The sequence below is a fragment of the Mesorhizobium sp. M1295 genome, assembly GCF_040318135.1.
Lineage (GTDB): Bacteria > Pseudomonadota > Alphaproteobacteria > Rhizobiales > Rhizobiaceae > Mesorhizobium.
The window spans coordinates 173,959-193,557 of record NZ_JAMYLU010000012.1 but is presented as its reverse complement, the minus strand read 5'-3'; the positions used below and the strand labels follow the sequence as shown (position 1 = coordinate 193,557).

The 19,599-nt window shown below is 62.3% G+C and carries 20 protein-coding genes; 6 read left to right on the top strand and 14 right to left on the bottom strand.

Annotation, left to right across the window (positions count from 1 at the left end; translation table 11 throughout):
• The first annotated feature begins 253 nt into the window (after positions 1–253).
• Together NKH29_RS18475 and NKH29_RS18470 are read left to right on the top strand one after the other, a co-directional pair.
• A complete protein-coding gene (locus NKH29_RS18475; RefSeq protein WP_352481856.1) occupies positions 254–1,057 on the top strand; it encodes a CPBP family intramembrane glutamic endopeptidase in 804 nt (267 codons plus the stop codon).
• Between the two features lie 107 nt (positions 1,058–1,164).
• A complete protein-coding gene (locus tag NKH29_RS18470; protein ID WP_352481857.1) occupies positions 1,165–2,661 on the top strand; it encodes a winged helix-turn-helix domain-containing tetratricopeptide repeat protein in 1,497 nt (498 codons plus the stop codon).
• Positions 2,662–2,709: 48 nt separating this feature from the next.
• Here NKH29_RS18470 and era read toward each other — a convergent pair whose 3' ends face one another.
• The 9 genes from era to rpoZ all read right to left on the bottom strand — a co-directional run bounded on the left by era (position 2,710) and on the right by rpoZ (position 10,242).
• Complete coding sequence (era, locus tag NKH29_RS18465) at positions 2,710–3,636, bottom strand: GTPase Era (protein WP_023719882.1); 927 nt, start codon at positions 3,634–3,636, stop codon at positions 2,710–2,712.
• Entirely contained in the window at positions 3,633–4,358 is a 726-nt protein-coding gene (gene rnc, locus NKH29_RS18460) for a ribonuclease III (protein WP_031194250.1), read from the bottom strand. The genes era and rnc overlap by 4 nt, the downstream gene beginning before the upstream one ends.
• 4 nt (positions 4,359–4,362) lie before the next feature.
• Positions 4,363–5,112, bottom strand: coding sequence for a signal peptidase I (gene lepB, locus NKH29_RS18455; protein WP_023719884.1), 750 nt, complete (start codon positions 5,110–5,112; stop codon positions 4,363–4,365).
• Between the two features lie 77 nt (positions 5,113–5,189).
• Positions 5,190–5,603 carry a holo-ACP synthase gene (gene acpS / locus NKH29_RS18450; RefSeq protein ID WP_023719885.1) on the bottom strand — a complete coding sequence of 138 codons (414 nt, stop codon included), beginning with the start codon at positions 5,601–5,603 and terminating at the stop codon, positions 5,190–5,192.
• Positions 5,600–6,181 (bottom strand): DUF2062 domain-containing protein, encoded by a 582-nt coding sequence (locus NKH29_RS18445; protein ID WP_352494847.1) that lies wholly within the window; start codon positions 6,179–6,181, stop codon positions 5,600–5,602. The genes acpS and NKH29_RS18445 overlap by 4 nt, the downstream gene beginning before the upstream one ends.
• Before the next feature lie 233 nt (positions 6,182–6,414).
• A complete protein-coding gene (locus NKH29_RS18440; protein WP_352481860.1) occupies positions 6,415–6,795 on the bottom strand; it encodes a VOC family protein in 381 nt (126 codons plus the stop codon).
• Between the two features lie 13 nt (positions 6,796–6,808).
• Positions 6,809–7,387 (bottom strand): orotate phosphoribosyltransferase, encoded by a 579-nt coding sequence (pyrE, locus tag NKH29_RS18435; protein ID WP_023719888.1) that lies wholly within the window; start codon positions 7,385–7,387, stop codon positions 6,809–6,811.
• Positions 7,388–7,501: 114 nt separating this feature from the next.
• The gene (locus NKH29_RS18430; RefSeq protein WP_353000239.1) at positions 7,502–9,730 is read right to left on the bottom strand and encodes a RelA/SpoT family protein; all 2,229 of its coding nucleotides are present in this window, start codon (positions 9,728–9,730) and stop codon (positions 7,502–7,504) included.
• A 110-nt stretch (positions 9,731–9,840) separates the two neighbouring features.
• On the bottom strand, positions 9,841–10,242 hold the full coding sequence (gene rpoZ / locus NKH29_RS18425; protein ID WP_352481861.1) for a DNA-directed RNA polymerase subunit omega: 402 nt from the start codon (positions 10,240–10,242) through the stop codon (positions 9,841–9,843).
• 279 nt (positions 10,243–10,521) lie between these two features.
• Between rpoZ and NKH29_RS18420 the strand changes: the two genes are divergently transcribed.
• Both NKH29_RS18420 and NKH29_RS18415 read left to right on the top strand, forming a co-directional pair.
• A complete protein-coding gene (locus NKH29_RS18420) occupies positions 10,522–11,103 on the top strand; it encodes a LabA-like NYN domain-containing protein (protein WP_023719891.1) in 582 nt (193 codons plus the stop codon).
• Positions 11,100–11,858: a uracil-DNA glycosylase gene (locus NKH29_RS18415; protein ID WP_245278617.1), complete on the top strand. Its 759-nt coding sequence runs from the start codon at positions 11,100–11,102 to the stop codon at positions 11,856–11,858. The genes NKH29_RS18420 and NKH29_RS18415 overlap by 4 nt, the downstream gene beginning before the upstream one ends.
• Here NKH29_RS18415 and NKH29_RS18410 read toward each other — a convergent pair.
• From NKH29_RS18410 to dapA, 4 genes are all read right to left on the bottom strand, one after another.
• Positions 11,808–12,329, bottom strand: a complete 522-nt coding sequence (locus NKH29_RS18410; protein ID WP_245278618.1) for a hypothetical protein — start codon at positions 12,327–12,329, stop codon at positions 11,808–11,810. The genes NKH29_RS18415 and NKH29_RS18410 overlap by 51 nt on opposite strands.
• A gap of 109 nt (positions 12,330–12,438) precedes the next feature.
• Positions 12,439–13,167, bottom strand: coding sequence for a GH25 family lysozyme (locus tag NKH29_RS18405; protein ID WP_353000237.1), 729 nt, complete (start codon positions 13,165–13,167; stop codon positions 12,439–12,441).
• Positions 13,168–13,273: 106 nt separating this feature from the next.
• On the bottom strand, positions 13,274–13,753 hold the full coding sequence (gene smpB / locus NKH29_RS18400; RefSeq protein ID WP_023719895.1) for an SsrA-binding protein SmpB: 480 nt from the start codon (positions 13,751–13,753) through the stop codon (positions 13,274–13,276).
• A 25-nt stretch (positions 13,754–13,778) separates the two neighbouring features.
• Positions 13,779–14,660 carry a 4-hydroxy-tetrahydrodipicolinate synthase gene (gene dapA, locus NKH29_RS18395; RefSeq protein ID WP_023719896.1) on the bottom strand — a complete coding sequence of 294 codons (882 nt, stop codon included), beginning with the start codon at positions 14,658–14,660 and terminating at the stop codon, positions 13,779–13,781.
• 225 nt (positions 14,661–14,885) lie between these two features.
• Between dapA and NKH29_RS18390 the strand changes: the two genes are divergently transcribed.
• Together NKH29_RS18390 and NKH29_RS18385 are read left to right on the top strand one after the other, a co-directional pair.
• On the top strand, positions 14,886–16,919 hold the full coding sequence (locus NKH29_RS18390) for a lytic transglycosylase domain-containing protein (RefSeq protein WP_352494886.1): 2,034 nt from the start codon (positions 14,886–14,888) through the stop codon (positions 16,917–16,919).
• Positions 16,920–17,300: 381 nt separating this feature from the next.
• The gene (locus NKH29_RS18385) at positions 17,301–18,194 is read left to right on the top strand and encodes an alpha/beta fold hydrolase (protein WP_023719897.1); all 894 of its coding nucleotides are present in this window, start codon (positions 17,301–17,303) and stop codon (positions 18,192–18,194) included.
• A 306-nt stretch (positions 18,195–18,500) separates the two neighbouring features.
• Here NKH29_RS18385 and NKH29_RS18380 read toward each other — a convergent pair whose 3' ends face one another.
• The gene (locus NKH29_RS18380) at positions 18,501–19,559 is read right to left on the bottom strand and encodes a site-specific integrase (RefSeq protein WP_198030509.1); all 1,059 of its coding nucleotides are present in this window, start codon (positions 19,557–19,559) and stop codon (positions 18,501–18,503) included.
• Positions 19,560–19,599: the final 40 nt, after the last annotated feature.

Here is a 19,599-nt window from a genome sequence, read left to right as displayed (position 1 = left end):
CACCACCGTGCCATGGCCGCTCGCCCTTCAGAGCAAGCGCCGTTCTCTCTCCAAAACTTTTTGCAGAACCTTCAGGACACTATCAGAACCCGCTCAGGATTTCGGGTCGCGCCGGTGCCAATAAGAAACGGGTCGACCGACGTGGTCCACGCATAGCCTTCCCGGAATGATTCGGCCGGCTGTTCAAGATGCAAGTCGACCGATTGGGCAGCCCGGCGACCTCTCATTGTCATCTGCCCGTGAGAGGACCGACATGACTTCTTTCCTGCACCTGGTGCGACAGCATCAGTTGGCTGCCTTCTTTTCGTTGGCGCTTGCCCTGAGCTGGTTTGCCTTCATCCCGTTCTACCTGTCGAATGGCGATACCATTCCCTGGTTTACCTTCGGCCCGATGGTCTCCGGATTCGTTGTCGCAGCCCTTTCCGGAGGCTGGGCTTCGGTCAAGGCCATTCTCGCTTCCGTGGTGAAGTGGCGGGTATCTCCGCTGTGGTATCTGGTGGCATTCGGCCTGCCATTCGGCACGCAGCTTGCCTCGATCCTGGTCAATCCGCTGTTCGGCTCGGCGACGCCGGTCTGGAGCAACATTCCTGCTGTCACTGAGATACTGCCGATCATCGCGCTGTATGCGGTCTTCAGCGGCCCGCTTGGCGAAGAGCCGGGATGGCGCGGCTTTGCGACACCGCGTCTGCTAGCCAGCCATTCGGCGCTGGCCGGAAGCCTGATCCTCGGCGCGATCTGGGCAATCTGGCATTTTCCGCTCGGCCTGGTCGGCGATCTCAGCGTCTACGGCACGATCAACGTCGTGCTGGCGGCAGTGGTGTTCACCTGGCTCTATCAGAACACCGGCAGTGTGCTTCTCGCCATTCTCATGCATGTCACTCATCAGAACAGCGTACGCTTCCTGGGCAAGGTGTTCATCGACGCCGACTATGTCCAGCAGCAATGGATCGGTGTTGCGATCTGGGCGGTGGCTGCGATCGCCATCGTTGCCCTCTACGGCACCGAGAGCTTCGTCCGCAGGTCGGCAACGCAGCCCGCCCTCGCTGGCACCGTCTAATTTGCGGCGCGCAAATCCAAAGCGCCGCTTTCGGCGGCGACAGACCTTGACCCAGCCCTCCAGCCGTAGGCCAATACAGGCACGGCTTCAGGGAGCGGGCCGTTTCGATGCCGGGTTCGGCCACTGACCAGGTTTTTCAGTTTGGCGGTTTCACCCTCGATCTGGGCAAAGGTACGCTCGGCCGGGCCGAACAGCCGGCCTTCCTGCGGCCGAAAGCCTACGCATTGCTGACGCATCTCGCCCGCCATATCGGCCGTGTGGTGCCGAAGTCGGAATTGATGGACGCGGTCTGGCCGGGTGTTTTCGTCACCGAGGATTCGCTGACGCAGTCGATTCGCGAGATCCGCAAGGTGCTCGGCGAGGAAACGATACGGACCATATCGAAGCGCGGCTACATGCTGATCCCTGAAATCGAACCGGTGCCCGAACCCGGCGCACAGCCGATCGTGGCGGTGCTCAGGTTCCGCAATGACAGCGCCGATCCGGCCGACGAAGCGATCGTCGACGGTATTGCCGAAGACATTATCAACGGCCTCGCCCGCTTCGACACGCTGACGGTCCTGGCGCGCAATTCGAGCTTCTCGTTTGCCTCATATTCGCCCAGTGAATGGCCTGTCGTGCGTTCGCGCATCGGCGCCGATTATCTCATCGAGGGTTCGGTGCGCCGGCACGCAGACAGCATCGTCTGTGCGGTCAATCTCGTTGACGCAGCCAGCGCTTCCCAGCTCTGGGGGGATCGCTACCAGGCCGATTACGCCGGGCTGTCCGCCATCCAGCAGGAGATCGTCGAAAAGATCGTCGGCCGGCTGGTGGTTCGGGTGAACAATGCCGGCCTGCAACGTGCCTCGCGGCAGCCGGTAGCCAGCCTCGCCGCCCATGAACTGGTGCTGCGCGGCGTCGCTTTGCTGCGCGATCCGGCGCAAAGCGAACTGAAAGAAGCGGCAGCGTTTTTCGAAGCGGCGATCGTCAGAGACCCGGCCTATGGCCTCGCTTACACCTATCTGGCGCTGTCGCATGTGCTTAACAGCGAATTCGGACCCACCAGCGACGCCGTTCTGACGAAGGCCCGCGACCTGGCCGACCGGGGCATCGCATTGTCGCCGGACCAGGCAACGGCACACCGCATCCAGTCGCTGGTACGGCTCAATATGCGTGAGCACGAGGCGGCCGAGCTACATTTGCGCATCGCGCTCGAGCTCAATCCGGGCGACGCGGACTGTATCGAGCAGAGGGGGCATCTGTTGACGATGCGCTGCCGGCCGCTCGACGCGCTCGCCTGGCTGGCACGCGCCATCCGCATCAACCCGCTGGACCCTCATTGGTATCAGTACGATCGCGCGCTCGCGCTATACATGCTGGGCGAATACCGCACGGCTGCCGAGGCGCTGGAGCTGGCGACGCGACCGAGGCCATGGATCCGCACCCGGCTTGCCGCCTGTTACGCTCAGCTGGGCGAGATGCAGGCGGCAAGGCGCCAAGCTGCGCTGATCAGCGCCGACGGCTCCAATCTCTCGCCGCTCGACTATGCAAGAACGGGCATCCCCTTCGAAAACGCCTCCGATGCCGAACATCTTGCCGACGGCGTGTCGCTGGCACTTGGGTAATCCTGAGGCGGCGGCCAACAGGCCGCTCGGCGGATCGCCCAAACAGGCTCAGTGCGGAAATTCGAGCCCCATTTCACGGTAGCGCTCGGGATCGTCGCCCCAGTTCTCGCGCACTTTGACGAACAGGAAGAGGTGCACCTTCTGCTCGAGTATGCCTGATATTTCCATGCGCGCGGCCTGGCCGATGGCGCGGATCGTCTCGCCCTTATGACCGAGCACGATCTTCTTCTGGCTGTCGCGCTCGACATAGATGGTCTGGTCGATGCGCACCGAGCCGTCCTTCTTCTCTTCCCATTTCTCGGTCTCGATGTGGGAGGAATAGGGCAGTTCCTGATGCAGCCTGAGATAGAGCTTTTCGCGGGTGATCTCGGCCGCGAGTTGGCGCATCGGCAGGTCAGAGATCTGGTCTTCCGGGTAGTACCAAGGTCCGGCCGGCAAGGTCTCGGCGAGATAGTCGAGCAGGTCCTTGCAGCCGGACCCGGTCAGCGCCGAAACCATGAAGGTGCGCTTGAACGGCACCCTTTCGTTGGCTGCCGCCGACAATGCCAGCAACGTCTCGTGCTTGACCCGATCGACCTTGTTGAGGATCAACACCATCGGCTGCCGGACATCCTTCAGCCGCTCGAGGATGGCGTCGGCATCGCCCCGGATGCCGCGCTCGGCATCGATCAAGAGCAGCACGATATCGGCGTCCTTGGCACCGCCCCAGGCTGTGGTCACCATCGCGGTGTCCAGCCGGCGCTTCGGCTTGAATATGCCCGGCGTGTCGACGAAGACGATCTGCGCGTTGTTGTGGGTGGCAATGCCGCGCACGATGGCGCGCGTGGTCTGCACCTTGTGCGTCACGATCGATACCTTGGCGCCGACCAATTGGTTGACCAGCGTCGATTTCCCGGCATTGGGCGCGCCGATCAGCGCGACGAAGCCGGAGCGGGTAGCGGGAGCTTCTGTTGCCGGAGCTTCGGTGGCGGTCATGCGGCACTCCCTTGATTGAGCCAGACGCCTTCCCGCTGCAGAAGTGCCGCGGCTGCCGCCTGCTCTGCCTCGCGCTTGGAGCGCCCGCTGCCGGTCGCTGGCGGATAGGCGCCGACCTTGACGCTGACGGTGAACAGCGGATCGTGGTCCGGTCCCTCGCGGCTGTCGATTATGTAAACCGGCACCGCGCCTGCCGCCTGATGCGCCCATTCCTGAAGTTCGGTCTTCGCATCGCGGCGGGCGGCGTCGATGGCTTGTGAGCGCGGTTGCCAGTACCTGTGGATGAAGGCACGGGCCGCTTCCAACCCGCCGTCGAGATAGAGCACGGCGATGAGCGATTCCAGTGCGTCGGCGCGCAGATTGACGCGCTTGCGCCCATCGAGGCCGCGTACGTCCGAACCGGCGCGAATGAGTTCCGGCAGGCCGATCTCCTCGGCGATTTCCGCCAGGGCCTCGGCGTTGACCAGGGCGTTCAATCTGAGCGACAGCTCACCCTCGGCAGCGTCGGGAAATGCCGCCAGCAGCATATCGGCAACGACAAGGCCGAGAACGCGGTCGCCCAGGAATTCGAAGCGTTCGTAGTCGATGCCGGCATGACTGCCGCGAGCGCTGGCATGGGTCAGCGCCCGCTGCAGGCGTTGGTGGTCGCCAAAACTGTGGCCGGTGCGCTCCTTGAGCGCCTCGGCGAGCGCATCAGCGGTCAGCCGTTTTGTCGCCGCCATGGTCCTAATTGACGAAATGGAACAGGCGCGAGGCGCGCATCTGCGACGGCCATTTCCAGATTTCGAGCGGGCTGGCGCTGCCGCCGATCGAGAAGAAGATGAGGTTGGCGCGGCCGACCAAATTCTCTTCCGGCACGAAGCCGACGGTGAAGCGGCTGTCGGACGAGTTGTCGCGATTGTCGCCCATCATGAAATAGTGACCGGGCGGCACCTTGAACTCTTTGGTGTTGTCGCCGATCGAAGCCTGTGTCAGGTCGAGCGTGTCGTAGGTGACGCCGTTCGGCAGCGTCTCGCGATAGACATCGACCGGCCCGTTCTCCTCGGTGATGTCGTGGTTGTCGATCTGCCCGACCTTGACGCGTGGCACAGCGACGTCGTTGATGAAGAGCTGGCCATCCTTGACCTGGATCTTGTCGCCCGGCAGGCCGACGACGCGCTTGATGTAGTCGACGGAAGGGTCCGGCGGAAACTTGAACACCACCACGTCGCCGCGCTTCGGCTCGGAGCCCCAGATGCGGCCCGAAAAGATGTTCGGCCCGAACGGCAGCGAGTAGCGGGAGAAGCCGTAAGACCATTTGGTGACGAAGAGATAGTCGCCTTCGAGCAAAGTCGGCCGCATCGAACCGGACGGGATCGAGAACGGCTGGAACAGGAGCGTGCGGATGACCAGCGCAAGCAGCAGGGCCTGGACGATGACGCTGACGGTTTCGCCAAGTCCGCCGGATTTCTTCTGGGTTTTTTCAGCCACGCTCATGTCGTCCTCGATTGTGCGTTGGATGGTATAGAGTCTCGGCGCGCGCTGGGCAACGTCATGCCGGTCGTCAGATGCAATCAATGTGGCGCTTCTTCGACCGGCAACGCTTCAATGATCACAAAGGCTTGAGCGAGCGGAAAATCATCGGTGATGGTGAGGTGGATCACGGCGCGGTGCCCTTCAGGCAGGATTTCGTCCAGCCGCGCTGCCGCCCCGTTGGTCAGCGCCATGGTCGGCTTGCCGCTGGCCAGGTTGACGACGCCCATGTCGCGCCAGAACACACCCTGCGCCAGACCGGTGCCCAATGCCTTGGCGCAGGCCTCCTTGGCAGCGAAACGCTTGGCATACGAGGCCGCACGCGCCGCGCGGTTTTCGGAGCGCGCCTGTTCGATCTCGGTGTAGATGCGTTGGATGAAGCGCTGGCCATGACGTTCCAGCGACTTCTCAATGCGTCTGATGTCGATGAGGTCGCTGCCGATACCGATAATCATTCGGCGGGAACTTCCGGCCCGGTTTTTCCGGTCTTTGCGGCTCTTTCGGCCAGACGCTTGCGGCGCTGCTCGTGGAAAGTGACCATACCCCAGCGGGTAATGCCGTAAAACAGCAGGCCGAAAACCAAGCCAAGCGGTATTGCGCCAATGGTCATCGGCTTAAGCACCGGTCCCCACAACTGCGCAAAGGAAAGATTATGCAGCATGTCGCCGAGATGCGCGGGTGGGCCATGCGCCGGCAGGTGTTCATGCAGGATCAGCTTGCCGACCTCCCAGGAGGCGGCCCATAGCAGCGGAAAGGTCAGGGGATTGCCGAAGACCGTGCCGAGTGCTGCCGCCACCAGATTGCCGGCGATCAGCCAGCACAGCATGGCGGCAATGATGAAGTGGAAGCCAAGCGGGAAAAACGACGCGAATACGCCCGCCGCAACACCGGCGGCCACGGCATGCGGCGTGGCCCTAAGCCGCAGGATGCGCTTGGAAAAATACCGCAGCGAGCGCGAGAACGAGCGGCGCGGCCACAAATAAGTACGCACCCGCTCGAAAAAACCATCAGGCTTGCGCCGTCGAAAAAGCACTCTGTTCCTGTTCCTAGTTCCATCAATGGCTTCGCGCCGGCTTTTCCCAGCCGGGGCGCGACAGCCCTATGCTGCGCTTTGCGGTCACCGAAAGGCAACTACGACTTTGATATAGCGATGTGCTAGCCGAAGAACAACGAGGCCGACGGCATCCGCTCGGTCGCCACTTGCGGCAGCCTTGGGTATCGCCATTCTGAACAGGGCATGATCGCGGCGAATTTGAGGAGCGCCACTCAGGAACGATACTCGCTGACCTCGACGAGGTTGCCGTCCGGGTCACGGAAATAGACCGACATCATCGGGCCACGGGCGCCGATACGCTCGACCGGGCCGACCTCTATGGCTACGCCGTTGGCCGCGAGGCTGGCGCATATCTCGGTGAGCGGCCGGGCGGCAACGAGACAGAAATCCCCAGAGCCGGGAGTCGGCGCCTTGGCCTTCGGCTCGAAGGTGCGCCCGACCTCATGCACATTGATCTTTTGCGTTCCAAACAGCAGCGCCGTTGGTCGGTCCGGCTCGTCGAGGCGCTTGAAGCCAAGCACGCGCTGATAGAAGGCGCAGCTATCGTCTACCGAACGAACTGTCAGCACGAAATGATCGATGCCGGTGATCACGGCGGCGGCTCCGTTATAAATTGCGGCTGCCCGGCTTGATCGCCGGTATGGCGGCAAGCTCGGGCGGCAGCCTGTCGGCCGGATAGGCCGGAACCTCGTATTCGGCGAGCGCGATCAGCGGCACGCCGACATCGGTCTTGCCGGCCGAGCGGTCGATAATGCATGCAGCGGCAACGACTTCGGCGCCAAGGCCGCGCAGGCAGTCGATGGTCTCGCGGATCGACAGGCCGGTGGTGACGATGTCCTCGACAATGACAACGCGCGACCCCTTGGCGATTTCGAAACGACGGAGCCTGAATTCGCCCCCTTCCCGCTCGACCCAGATCGCCGGCGCACCAAGATGGCGCGAGGTCTCATAGGCCGGGATCAGCCCGCCGATCGCTGGGCCGACGACATAGTCGATCCTGCCGGGAACGCCAGCGCGGATCTTTTCGGCCAGCGCCTTGCACAAGCGCTCGGTCTTGTCGGCATGCATGAAAACGCGCGCCTTTTGCAAAAAGACCGGGCTGCGCAGGCCGGACGTCAGGATAAAATGCCCTTCGAGAACGGCGCCGGCCTCGCGGAAAATGCCCAGCACTTCGTCGGTATTCATCGTTCGCTCCATGTCATGGTGAATAGTGAATGGTGAATAGTAGTGAGTAGTGAGAGCACCCTCTTTCACTATTCACTATTCACTATTCACTATTCACTATTCACTATTCACTATTCACCCATTCACGCGTCGCGCGTCGCTGACGCTCGAATTGTCCTTTAGCTGCGACAGCAGCCGGTTCAAGTGCTTAAGATCCCACACTTCGAGATCGATCAGCATTTCGGTGAAATCGGGCGCGGTGCGCACCATCGATAAAGTGTGGATGTTGGCATCGTTGGATGCGACGACCTGCGCAATGTCGGCCAGCGAACCCGGTGCGTTGATGGCGGTGACCGAGACACGCGCCGGGAACCGCTCCTTGGTGCGCTCGTCAATATCCCAGCGCACGTCGATCCAGCGCTCGGGCTGGTCGTCAAAGGCCTGCAATGCCGGCGACTGGATCGGATAGATGGTGATGCCGGTTCCCGGCTGCACGATGCCGACGATGCGGTCGCCGGGCACCGCCCCCTCCGGCGCGAAGCGCACCGGCAGATCGCCGCGCACACCGCGGATCGGCACCGCATCGTCACGCGGCTGGTTCTTGTCCTTGCGTGCGGCGCGGCCCGGAATCTGGAACAGCATGCCGGCGGCGTTGCGGATCTTCGACCAGCCCTCCTCGCGCTGCTTGGGCGCGACCAGCGTGACGCGCTCGTCCTTGTAGTCAGGAAATACCGCCTTCATGACATCGGTGGAGGCAAGTTCGCCACGGCCGACCGAGGCCAGTACATCCTCTATGTCCTTGCGCGCCAGCCGGTGCAGCACCGGCTTCAGGTTTTCCTTGGTGAAGGTCTTGCCGGACCGTTCGAAGGCGCGCTCAAGAATGCGGATACCGAGACCCGAATATTGCTTGCGGATAGCGTTCTTGGTGGCACGGCGGATGGCCGAGCGCGCCTTGCCGGTAACGACCACCGATTCCCACGCCGCCGGCGGCACCTGCGCCTTCGAGCGGATGATCTCGACCTCGTCGCCGTTCTTCAGCTCCGTCATCAACGGCATGATGCGGCCATTGACCTTGGCGCCGACGCAAGTGTCGCCGACATCGGTGTGGACGGCATAGGCAAAGTCGATCGGCGTGGCGCCGCGCGGCAGCGCGATCAGCATGCCTTTCGGCGTAAAGCAGAACACCTGGTCCTGGAACAGTTCCAGCTTGGTGTTTTCGAGAAAGTCCTCGGGATTGTCGCCTTCGGCAAGCTGCTCGATGGTGCGCCGCAGCCAGGCATAGGCATTGGTCTCCTTCGAGATCGCATGGGCGGCACCATTCATCTTGCCGCCGGTATCTTTATAGATCGAATGAGCGGCGACGCCGTATTCGGCGATCTTGTTCATCTGGTAGGTGCGGATCTGCAATTCGACGCGCTGGCGCGACGGGCCGACGATGGTGGTGTGGATCGAGCGGTAGTCGTTCTGCTTCGGTGTCGAGATATAGTCCTTGAAGCGTCCGGGCACCATCGACCAGGTGGTGTGGATGGCGCCGAGCGCGCGGTAGCAGTCCTCGACCGTCTCGACAACGACGCGGAAGCCGAAAATGTCGGACAGCTGTTCGAACGACAGCGCCTTGGCTTCCATCTTGCGGAATACCGACCACGGCTTCTTCTGCCGGCTCTTGACCTCGGCCTTGATCGAATATTTGTCGAACAGCGTGGACAGCGCCTTCTCGATCTCGGACAGCACGCCCTTGTTGCGCTCGAAGATTTCGACGAGGCGCGCGGTGACGGCGCGGTAGGCTTCGGGATTGATGAAGCGGAAGGCGATCTCCTCCAACTCCTCGCGCATGCCTTGCATGCCCATGCGGCCGGCCAGCGGCGCGTAGATGTCCATCGTCTCTTCGGCAATGCGCAGGCGCTTGGCTTCCGGCACATGGTCGAGGGTGCGCATATTGTGCAGGCGGTCGGCGAGCTTGACCAGAAGCACGCGCACGTCTTCCGAGATCGCCAGCAACAGCTTGCGCAGGTTCTCCGCCTGCTCGGCCTTCTTCGAGACGAGGTCGAGCTTCTTCAGCTTGGTCAGTCCTTCGACCAGCTTGCCCATTTCCGGACCGAACAATTCGTCGATCTCGGCCCTGGTCGCCGTGGTGTCCTCGATCGTGTCGTGCAGCAAGGCAACGGCAATCGTCGCCTCGTCCATGTGCATTTCGGTGAGGATGGCGGCGACTTCGAGCGGATGCGAGAAATAGGGATCGCCGGAGGCGCGCTTCTGGTGGCCATGCTTCTGCATGGCGTAGACATAGGCCTTGTTGAGCAGCGCCTCGTTGACGTCAGGCTTGTAGCGCTGGACGCGCTCGACAAGCTCATACTGACGCATCATGGCGGGATCTCGCAATGCTGAAATGAATCATGCGCCGCACTGGCGTACGGCGCATGTCATAGATAGCCACGAAACTGCCGACGCGAAAGTGTCGGCAGTTGTTGCTAAGATCAATAATCGTCGCTTTTTTCCGGCGGTACCAGCCCTTCGATGCCGGCCAACAGGTCTTCTTCGGTCATGCGATCGAAGGTGACGTTGTCCTCGGCGTCGTCGGCATCGGTGGCCGCAACAGTGCTGCCGGTCTGGTCGGCAATCGCCTCGCCATCGGCTTCCGGCTCGTCGACCTCGACATGCTTCTGCAGCGAATGGATGAGATCTTCCTTGAGGTCGTCCGGCGATAGCGTCTCGTCGGCGATTTCGCGGAGCGCAACGACCGGATTCTTGTCGTTGTCGCGAGGTACGGTAATCTGCGCGCCCTGGCTGATTTGACGGGCGCGGTGGCCCGCCAGGAGCACCAGCTCGAAGCGGTTGTCGACCTTGTCGATGCAATCTTCAACGGTTACGCGGGCCATGAGTTGCCCCTTTCATGCCTGGATTTGATGGAAAACAGGCGCGGTCCATAACCCGAACGCCGCCAAAATACAAGCTTTTATGGCGGTGCGCAGCTCTGACGCGGGCCGCCTGCGACGACGCAGCGCCGATCACAATTGCTTGCGGTGCCGGATGGTGCCTTGGATTGCCGTAAAACTGGCGTTATCTCGAACGATGAAGGCCAACAGGTCTATTATCAGACCGGCCGATAGTCGCCACGCATTTAGACGACCGCTTATTTCGAAAAAGGACATTTTTCCATGTTCGATCCTCGTGAAAAAATCGCTCTCTTTATCGACGGTGCCAATCTCTACGCCACCTCGCGCGCGCTGGGCTTTGACATCGACTACCGCAAACTTCTGTCGAGCTTCCAGAAACGCGGCTATCTGCTGCGCGCTTATTACTACACCGCGCTGGTCGAGGATCAGGAATACTCCTCGATTCGGCCGCTGATCGACTGGCTAGATTATAACGGCTTCAAGGTGGTGACCAAGCCAGCCAAGGAATTCACCGACTCGACCGGCCGCCGCAAGATCAAGGGCAATATGGATATCGAGCTGACCGTCGATGCGCTCGAGCTCGCCGATGTCGTCGACCATTATGTCATCTTCTCAGGTGACGGCGATTTCCGCACGCTGGTCGAGGCGCTGCAGCGGCGTGGGCGCAAGGTCTCGATCGTCTCGACCATGGCATCGCAGCCGCCGATGATCTCCGATGACCTGCGCCGCCAGGCCGACCATTTCATCGACTTGATGGCGCTCAAGAATGAAGTCGGCCGCGATCCGTCGGAGCGGCCGGTACGCCGGTCCGAGCCGGCCGAAGTCGACGAGGAAGACTATTGACGGTCGTTGCCTTGACCGCGCCCCTGGCCGCCTCTCCCGAACCCGATCGCGACTGCCCGCTTTGTCCGCGGCTGCACGACTTCATCGCCGAGTGGCGGCAGCGCGAGCCGTCCTGGTTCAACGCGCCAGTGCCGACCTTTTTGCCGCCGGAAGGCGAGGATGCGGTGCGCTTGCTGATCGTCGGGCTGGCGCCTGGCCTGCGCGGCGCGAACCGGACGGGGCGCCCCTTCACCGGCGATTTTGCCGGTGATCTGCTCTACAATACGCTAATCGCGCACGGCTTTGCGCGCGGCGAATTCAAAGCGCGACCAGATGACGGGCTGGAGCTTGTCGGTACGGCGATTACCAATGCGGTGCGCTGCGTGCCGCCGGAGAACAAGCCGGTTGGTGCCGAGATAGCCACCTGCCGGACGTTCCTGGTACCGACGATCGCCCGATTTCCAAACCTGCGCGCCGTGCTGGCGCTGGGCTCGATCGCGCACCAGTCGACCGTGCGGGCGCTCGGCCAGCGCGTCGCCGCCTATCCGTTCCAGCATGGTGGGCAGCAGCAGGCCAATGGCATCGCGCTGTTTTCCAGCTATCATTGCTCGCGCTACAACACCAATACGGGCGTACTGACGCAAGCCATGTTCGTCAACGTTTTCAGTCAGATAGAAGCTTTTCTGAAGACTGAGAGCCGGACGACGCCCGCCGGCGCACAAGCCCTAGATTCGGGTGATCGCGAACAACCAGGCCAAGAGATCCAGCAACCATAGTAACAGTGCAAGCTGCAGCGCGACGCGCAGGCGTTGGATGATCCGCCAATTGCTGGCCATGTCGGATTTGATGCGCAGCGCAAGCGCTCGGTGCATCCCATCCATGGTTGCGGGAGGATGCTGATCGACGAAATCCTGGAGCAGCTTCTCGGGATCGAAACGGAACGTATAGTTATAATATGGCCACACCATAATCGCGACCAGCAGTCCGATAAGAAAAAGCAATGTCAGCGCCAGCCAGTCCCAAGGCCCCACGCCATCCAGGAGCGCCCTGCCCCCAAGGAGAGAACTCGCGAACGCAGTTGCAAAAATCAGATTTCCAGCGCGCGTATTGAGACTTTCAACCACGCCCTGCTGGTGTTGGAGGCCACGCACCGCCTCCGCATAGACAAACGCCAGGCGGGGATCCCCACCGTCCGTCGCAGCAGGCGGGGCGTTGCTGTCATTGGCTGATGAAGGGCGCTCCGGCATCAAATGTACTTAGCACGGCGCCGCCTGCGATATGAATAGCCACCTTGGCGAAGGCTTCGTCGTTCCCGTCATCGCCCACTGAGGGTGCTCTCGCTGGACAGGAATAGCGTCAATCCGACGCCGTCGCTTCAGGCGCTGCGGCAAACAACGCGGCCAGCGTCGCCGGCCCGCCTTGGAGAACATTCAGGTCGACGTCGCCGCTGATGCCGTCGACGCGGCCCCGGTTGTGGTACTGCCAGTAAATCCAGTCGTTATGGCCTGGCCGCAGCGCCAGCGAACGCAGCCAACGCGGGCGGCCGGCTATCTGCCCGGCATAGGCTTGCGCGGCCTCGTCGGTCACATAGAGGATCGCCGTCTTGCCGAACGCTGCTTCGACCGGGCCGAGGAAGGCTGAGAGTTCGGCGCTCAACTGTTCGGGAGTTGGCCGCTGCGGGCAATTGCCGCCGAACTCGATGTCTACCACCGGCGGCAGCAAAGGCTGATCGCGCGGCACCACCGAGATGAAGTTGCGTGCCTGATCGGCACCCGGCCTGCAGAAGGTGAAGAAGTGATAGGCGCCGACGGCAAGGCCGGCGGCGCGGGCCGCACGCAAATTGGCGGCGAAGGCATCGTCGACATGGTCGCCGCGTTCAGTTGCCTTGATAACGGCGAAGGCGACATCGTCGGCGGCAACACGCCGCCAGTCGATCTGCCGCTGATGATGGGAAACGTCGATGCCCCTGACCGGATATTTGCCGCGGTCCGGAGAAAACGTCTGGAAGTAGGCATAGCCGCCGGCCAGGACGAGGCCCGCCAGGAGCAGACCGGCCGCGCCCCACAAGACGATCCGGTTTTTCAAACGAGACCTATCCCTATTGGTCCGCCCTGCCCTCCGCCATGGCTCCGGGCGTTCGTCGCTCGAAAAGCCAAATCACTGGCTTTTCGTCCGCTTCGCGGACCTCTCCTCACCCTCGCTCTTTCAGCAGCCGGCCCTTCTCGCGCGACCAGTCGCGCTGCTTTTCGGTCTCACGCTTGTCGTGCAGCTTCTTGCCGCGGCCGACGGCGAGCAGCACCTTCGCCCGCCCTTGGTCGTTGAAATAGATCTTCAGCGGCACCAGCGTCATGCCTTCGCGGTCGACGCTCTGCGACAGCTTGGCCATCTCGCGCTTGTTGAGCAGGAGTTTGCGGCGTCGGCGCGGCTCGTGGTTGAAGCGGTTGGCCTGCAGATATTCCGGCAAATAGGAGTTGATCAGCCAAATCTCGCCGCCCTCGACCGAGGCATAGCTGTCCTGGATATTGGCCTGGCCCTGGCGCAGCGACTTCACTTCGGTACCGGTCAGCACCAGGCCGGCCTCGATCGTGTCGAGCACCTCATAGGAAAACCGCGCCTTGCGGTTTTCCGCAACGGTCTTGTTGTTGGGATCGGCTTTTCTGACTTGATTCATGATGCGGAGAGGTGGCGCCTCATCCCTAATTTATCAAGCCGGCGTGCTTCATCGCCGCGTCGATCTTCTCGGCGGTCGACGGCTCGACCGTCATTAGCGGCGAGCGCAGCACGTTCTCGACCTTGCCCAGCTTCGACAGCGCATATTTCGCGCCGGAAACGCCGGGTTCCAGGAAAATCGCCTTGTGCAGTGGCAACAGACGGTCCTGCAGGTCGAGCGCCTTGGCGCTGTCGCCGGAAAGCGTCGCCTCCTGGAATTCGGCGCAGAGTCTGGGCGCGACATTTGCCGTCACCGAGATGCAGCCGACGCCGCCATGCGCGTTGAAGCCGAGGGCCGAGGCGTCCTCGCCGGAGAGCTGGATGAAATCCTTGCCGCAGGTGGCGCGCTGCTCCGAAACCCGCTCGACCTTGCCGGTGGCATCCTTGACGCCGACGATGTTCTTGAAGTCGTGCACCAATTGCCCCATCGTCTCCGGGCTCATGTCGACCACCGAGCGGGGCGGAATGTTGTAGATGATGATCGGCAGGCTGGTAGCCTTGGCGACGGCGGCGAAATGCGCGTAGAGGCCGCGCTGCGTCGGCCTGTTGTAATAGGGCGTGACGACAAGGGCCGCGTCGGCGCCCGCCTTCTCGGCATACTGGACCAGGCCAACCGCCTCTTCGGTGTTGTTGGAGCCGGCGCCGGCAACGATAGGAACCCGGCCCTTGGCGACCTCGATGCAGACCTTGACGACTTGGCGGTGCTCGTCATGCGACAGCGTCGGCGACTCGCCTGTGGTGCCGACCGGGACCACGCCCGTCGTGCCTTCGGCGATCTGCCAGGCGATGAAGGCGCGAAAGGCTTTCTCGTCGAAACGGCCGCTCTTTTCGAACGGTGTGACGAGCGCGGTCAGCGAGCCTCTCAGCATGTCGTCCAACTCCTTGGGGACTTTCGGGTTTGTCGTGCGCGCCTTCTAGCCGAAAGCGAAGCGGCGCACCATAGTCTCGACATTGTTGCGCGGCAAGCATTGCGCCAGCAATTGCAATTCGAATGACCTCGAGAAGGTTTTCTTTACGGGCCCTTCATCACAGACGAGTAAGCTTCAATTCATCTGTGTCTGTTGTAGCGTCGAAGAACGGGGATGACCAAATCCATGCCGATCAGGCGGCCTCATCTTTTCGCGCTTATCGGCGCGATCGTCGCCCTGATTCCCGGCGCGGCGATCGGCAGCAGCGTCGATGTGCAGGTTACGTCGGCGATTCCGATGACCGAGCCGCAGAACGATGCGGTGCAGCAGTCCCCGTCCGCGAGCGTCGCGGTGCTGAAGAGCGGTCTCGATGCGCTGGCGGCAAACGACATTGCGCGCGCGCGCCAGGTGCGCGAAGCGCTGCCGGCCAAATCGCTCGACCGGCACATCCTTGCCTGGGCGATCGCGCTCTATGGCGGCGACCAGGTGCCGAGCGGCGACATCGCCGATGCGGCAAAGATGCTGCCGAACTGGCCGGGTACGATCGCCTTGCGCAGGAACAGCGAGCGCGCGCTCTATCGCGAGAACCCCACGCCGCAGATCGTGGTGCGGGCGTTCGACGGCAGCCAGCCGCTGACCTTCGAGGGCGTGCTGATCCTGGCCCGCTCCTATGTAGCGCTGGGCGATACCAAGGCGGCGCGCTCGGTGCTGTCGCCATTCTGGCGCACCGAAAAGCTCGAAGCCAGGGACGAGGCGGCGGTCATTCGCGAGTTCGGTGCGCTGATCCCGGCCGCCGACCATCGCTTCCGCATGGAGCGCATGTTTTATGCCGACCGGGTCGCTTCGGCGCTGCGCGTCGCCGGTCTCGCCGGCGCCCAGCAATTGGCCGATGCCTGGGCGGCGGTCACCAAAGGCGACAAGAACGCGGCCAAGCTGCTGAAGGCGGTGCCGGCAGCGCAGCGGGCGGCCGGCTATCTCTTTGCCGAAGCCGAATATCTGCGCAAGCAGCAGAAATTTTCCGACGCCGCCGCGCTGGTGATGAAGGCGCCGGGCGACCGCGACGCTCTGGTCGATCCGGACGCCTGGTGGGTCGAGCGCCGGGTGCTGTCGCGCGAGCTGGTCGACCAGAGCGACATGAAGACCGCCTACAGAATAGTCGCCGCGCATGCCGCCGAAAGTCCCGCCAATGCTGCCGAGGCGGAATTCCATGCCGGCTGGTACGCGCTGCGCGGCCTCAAGGACCCGAGCATCGCCGCCAAGCATTTTGCGCGAATCGCGGAGCTCGCCCAAGGGCCAATGTCGCTGTCGCGCGCCTATTATTGGCTCGGCCGCGCCGCCGAAGTCGGCGGCCCCGGCAATGCCAAGGATTATTTCAGCCGCGCCGCAAGCTACGGCACGACCTTTTACGGCCAGCTCGCCGGCGAGCGCGTCGGCCGGCAGACCCTCAACATCGTCTACCCCCAGCCAAGTGCCGCCGACCGCCAGAATTTCGCCACCCGCGAGGCGGTCAGCGCCATCAAGCGGCTGCAGGAGGCCGGCTATGACCGCTATGCCGAGACGCTCTACCGCGACCTCGCCGGGCAGCTGAACAACCCCGGCGAACTGGCGCTGCTTGCGGTGTTGGCGGAAAGACAAGGCAACCATTTCATGGCGCTGAAGATCGGCAAGATCGCCGGCGCCCGCGGCATCGATGTCGGCGCGCTGTCGCATCCGCTCGGCGTCATTCCCGACACCGCCAACATCTCCGGCTCGGGCAAGGCGCTGGCCTATGCGATTGCCCGCCAGGAAAGCGAGTTCAACATCGGCGCAATCTCCAGCGCCGGCGCGCGCGGACTGCTGCAACTAATGCCAGGCACCGCCAAGCAATTGGCGAAGAAGGCCGGCATGACATTTTCTCAGGCCCGGCTGACCACCGATGCCGGCTACAATGCAACGCTGGGCGCTGCCTTTCTCGGCGAGCAGCTCGGCCGTTTCGACGGCTCCTACGTGCTGACCTTCGCCGGCTACAATGCCGGCCCCGCCCGCGCCGCCCAGTGGGTGGCGAAATACGGCGATCCGCGCGGCAAGGACGTCGATGCCGTCGTCGACTGGATCGAGCGGATTCCCTATACGGAAACAAGAAGTTACGTCCAGCGCGTGATGGAGAATTACGAGGTCTACAAGATGCGTATCTCCGGCAAGTACGACATTGTCGGGGATCTGGTGAACGGCCGGGGGTGACGACCGGGCTTCAAGCCAAGTTTGCCGGTCACAGCGTATTTTGTTCTTGCTTTGTGCCGGCAGCTATGCTACTAATTTAACCATAGTGCTGATTCGCACCGACGACCCGCCCAACGAGGCGGGTTTTTGTTTCAGGCTTTGAAAGTTCCGGACGTCGAGTTGGCGGACAGCGGCCCGCCCTGTCCTGCCGGACATCTCCCCAAGGGTCCCAGCTTCGTGGACAGTGCCTTTCTGCATCCGACGAAACTTGGCGAAAGCGACGATGACAGCCAATCTCCCCCTTGAGGGACCCTGCAACTTCGGCGCCTCCCCTATTTGACCCTACCGGCCCCTCGCCTGTAGCAGTTGAAACAAGCCAGCAGCGAGAGGAACGGAGTCCACATGGCAACCGAGCAGGGTTTCTCCGATTTCTTCTACGCCGCGCCGGACGGGCTGTCCCTGCACGCCCGCATCTACGGCGAAGCGAATTCCGGCCGCTGGCCAGTCGTTTGCCTGCCCGGCCTGACCCGCAATTGCCGTGATTTTCACGAGCTGGCGCTTTATCTGTCGACGCAGGCGAAGCGCAAGGTCGTCGCTTTCGACTATCGCGGGCGCGGGCAGTCCGCCTACGATGCCGATATCGGCCATTACAATATCGGCATCGAAGCTGGCGATATTCTCGCCGGGCTGGCGGCGCTGAGCATCGAGGAGGCTGCCTTCATCGGCACGTCGCGCGGCGGACTGATCATCCATGTGCTCGGGGCGATGCGGCCGGCCGTGCTGAAGGCCGTCGTCCTCAACGACATCGGCCCGGTGATCGAGACGCAAGGGCTCGCCCATATCCGCTCCTATCTCGACCCCGCGCCCAGGCCGAAGGCGTACGCAGAGGTGGTCCGCGGCCTGCGCAGCACCCATGGCGCCGATTTTGCGGCGCTGACCGATGCGGATTGGGAGCGGATGGCGTCAGCCCTCTACCGCGAGACCGAGGAGGGATTTCTGCCCGATTTCGATCCGAAACTGGTCGATACGCTGGCGGGCCTCGATCCCAGCCGGCCGATGCCTGATCTTTGGCCACAGTTCGACGCGCTGGCGGCCATCCCAATGCTCGTCATACGCGGCGCCAACTCGAAGCTGCTGTCCGCCGAAACGCTCGAGCAGATGCGGACGCGCCATACCGATATCGAGACGATCACCGCTGACGGCCAGGGGCATGCACCGTTTTTGGAGTCCGGGATCCTGCCGGGCAGGATCGCTGGTTTTTTCGATCGGGTGGAGCGGCGGAGCGGTTGGAAGTAAAACCACGGTAAGTTTAAGTAACTCTCTGCCTTATCTTGTACCTGTGAAGCATTCTGGCAGCGATTAACAGCTCTGCTGGCGTCCCGGAGAATAATTGTTGGATGTCGGCGCCGCCCCTCATCCGCCTGCTGGCACCTTCTCCCCGTGTAGTGACGGGAGAAGGACAGACGGCCGCAACGCTGACGAACTCCCCTCTCCCCGTTTTTTCACGGGGAGAGGGTAAGGGTGAGGGGCAGCGCCGACTTGATGTATTGGCCTGCAATCCGTTGTCAGATCGACCGACTTACGCCAGATCCACCCAAACCGTCAGGATTTGGCGCTTCTCTTCGCGGGCTTTGGTGCCTTGCTTGCGGCCGGCTCACCTTTTGGTTCCCGCCTTGCCGAAGGTGGAGAGGACAACGGACTTGCCCCGCCGTCGTCCGAACCACTGTACCGCGGCGTCTCAAGCACGGTGACGCAACCGTCGAGATCGTTGGTGGCCAGATGGGCGTAGCGCATGGTCATGGACAGCGTCTGGTGGCCGAGCCACATCTGCACACGCCTGATATCGATGCCGCCCTGGACGAGACGCGAGGCGCATGTATGGCGCAATATGTGCGGCACGACCTGATCGTCGGCGCCAAGCCCGACTTCGGCCTTGGCATCGTTCCAGATGGCACGAAACTGCGCCTGGCTAAGCTTGGTGAACGGGCCTTTAGGCCGGCGGCCCTCGGTGGCCGGCAGCTTGATCACCTCTTTTACCCGCTCGGTCATCGGGATGGTGCGGCTGCGGCCGGACTTGGTGATCCAGAAACTGACGCGGTGCTCCTGGATATCGTTCCAGATCAAGCCCAGCGCTTCGCCGAGGCGGCAACCGGTGTCGACGAGAAAGACGGAAAGCCGATAGGCGTCCTCGCTGCGGCTTTTGATGGCGGCAAACAGCCGAGCCTCCTCGTCCCTTTCGAGGAAACGAATCCGTCCCGCCCGCTCTTTCTGGCGGCGGAACTCGGGCAGGCTGTGGATATCCCCCATCTTGTGAGCCTTGCGCAGCAGTTTGCTGAGGGCAGCCATCTTCCGGTTGATGGTTGCGTTGCTGTTGCCGCGCTGGCGCAAGGTGCCGATAAGGTTGTCGAGGGTGCTTTGGTCAAAGGCGCTGAAACGCTCCCCAAGGAGAATCTCGTCTATTTCGCCGATGAACGAGCTGACATTGTACTTATGCCGCCCATCATCCCAAAGTATATCCCGGTATGCTGAAAAAAGTTCTCCGATCCTGTGCGACTTTACTTCTCGTATCTTGTTGTAACTGTATTTTATCTTTGCAGTTTGAGAAGAAAACATCGAAAAATGATCAGAGGTCCCTCCCTCTTGAATCGCATCGTTCGTCATTATTCGCCACACCCCCGAGTGGATAGGCCTAGACCTACCT

Bases quoted from the DNA above. Each gene is read 5' to 3' on its own strand.
- acpS (WP_023719885.1), bottom strand. From the start codon at position 5,603: ATGATTATCGGTATCGGCAGCGACCTCATCGACATCAGACGCATTGAG.
- NKH29_RS18470 (WP_352481857.1), top strand. From the start codon at position 1,165: ATGCCGGGTTCGGCCACTGACCAGGTTTTTCAGTTTGGCGGTTTCACC.
- NKH29_RS18380 (WP_198030509.1), bottom strand. From the start codon at position 19,559: ATGACGAACGATGCGATTCAAGAGGGAGGGACCTCTGATCATTTTTCG.
- NKH29_RS18385 (WP_023719897.1), top strand. From the start codon at position 17,301: ATGGCAACCGAGCAGGGTTTCTCCGATTTCTTCTACGCCGCGCCGGAC.
- smpB (WP_023719895.1), bottom strand. From the start codon at position 13,753: ATGAATCAAGTCAGAAAAGCCGATCCCAACAACAAGACCGTTGCGGAA.
- NKH29_RS18410 (WP_245278618.1), bottom strand. From the start codon at position 12,329: ATGCCGGAGCGCCCTTCATCAGCCAATGACAGCAACGCCCCGCCTGCT.
- NKH29_RS18420 (WP_023719891.1), top strand. From the start codon at position 10,522: ATGTTCGATCCTCGTGAAAAAATCGCTCTCTTTATCGACGGTGCCAAT.
- era (WP_023719882.1), bottom strand. From the start codon at position 3,636: ATGACCGCCACCGAAGCTCCGGCAACAGAAGCTCCCGCTACCCGCTCC.
- rpoZ (WP_352481861.1), bottom strand. From the start codon at position 10,242: ATGGCCCGCGTAACCGTTGAAGATTGCATCGACAAGGTCGACAACCGC.
- NKH29_RS18390 (WP_352494886.1), top strand. From the start codon at position 14,886: ATGCCGATCAGGCGGCCTCATCTTTTCGCGCTTATCGGCGCGATCGTC.
- pyrE (WP_023719888.1), bottom strand. From the start codon at position 7,387: ATGAATACCGACGAAGTGCTGGGCATTTTCCGCGAGGCCGGCGCCGTT.
- NKH29_RS18475 (WP_352481856.1), top strand. From the start codon at position 254: ATGACTTCTTTCCTGCACCTGGTGCGACAGCATCAGTTGGCTGCCTTC.
- rnc (WP_031194250.1), bottom strand. From the start codon at position 4,358: ATGGCGGCGACAAAACGGCTGACCGCTGATGCGCTCGCCGAGGCGCTC.
- lepB (WP_023719884.1), bottom strand. From the start codon at position 5,112: ATGAGCGTGGCTGAAAAAACCCAGAAGAAATCCGGCGGACTTGGCGAA.
- dapA (WP_023719896.1), bottom strand. From the start codon at position 14,660: ATGCTGAGAGGCTCGCTGACCGCGCTCGTCACACCGTTCGAAAAGAGC.
- NKH29_RS18430 (WP_353000239.1), bottom strand. From the start codon at position 9,730: ATGATGCGTCAGTATGAGCTTGTCGAGCGCGTCCAGCGCTACAAGCCT.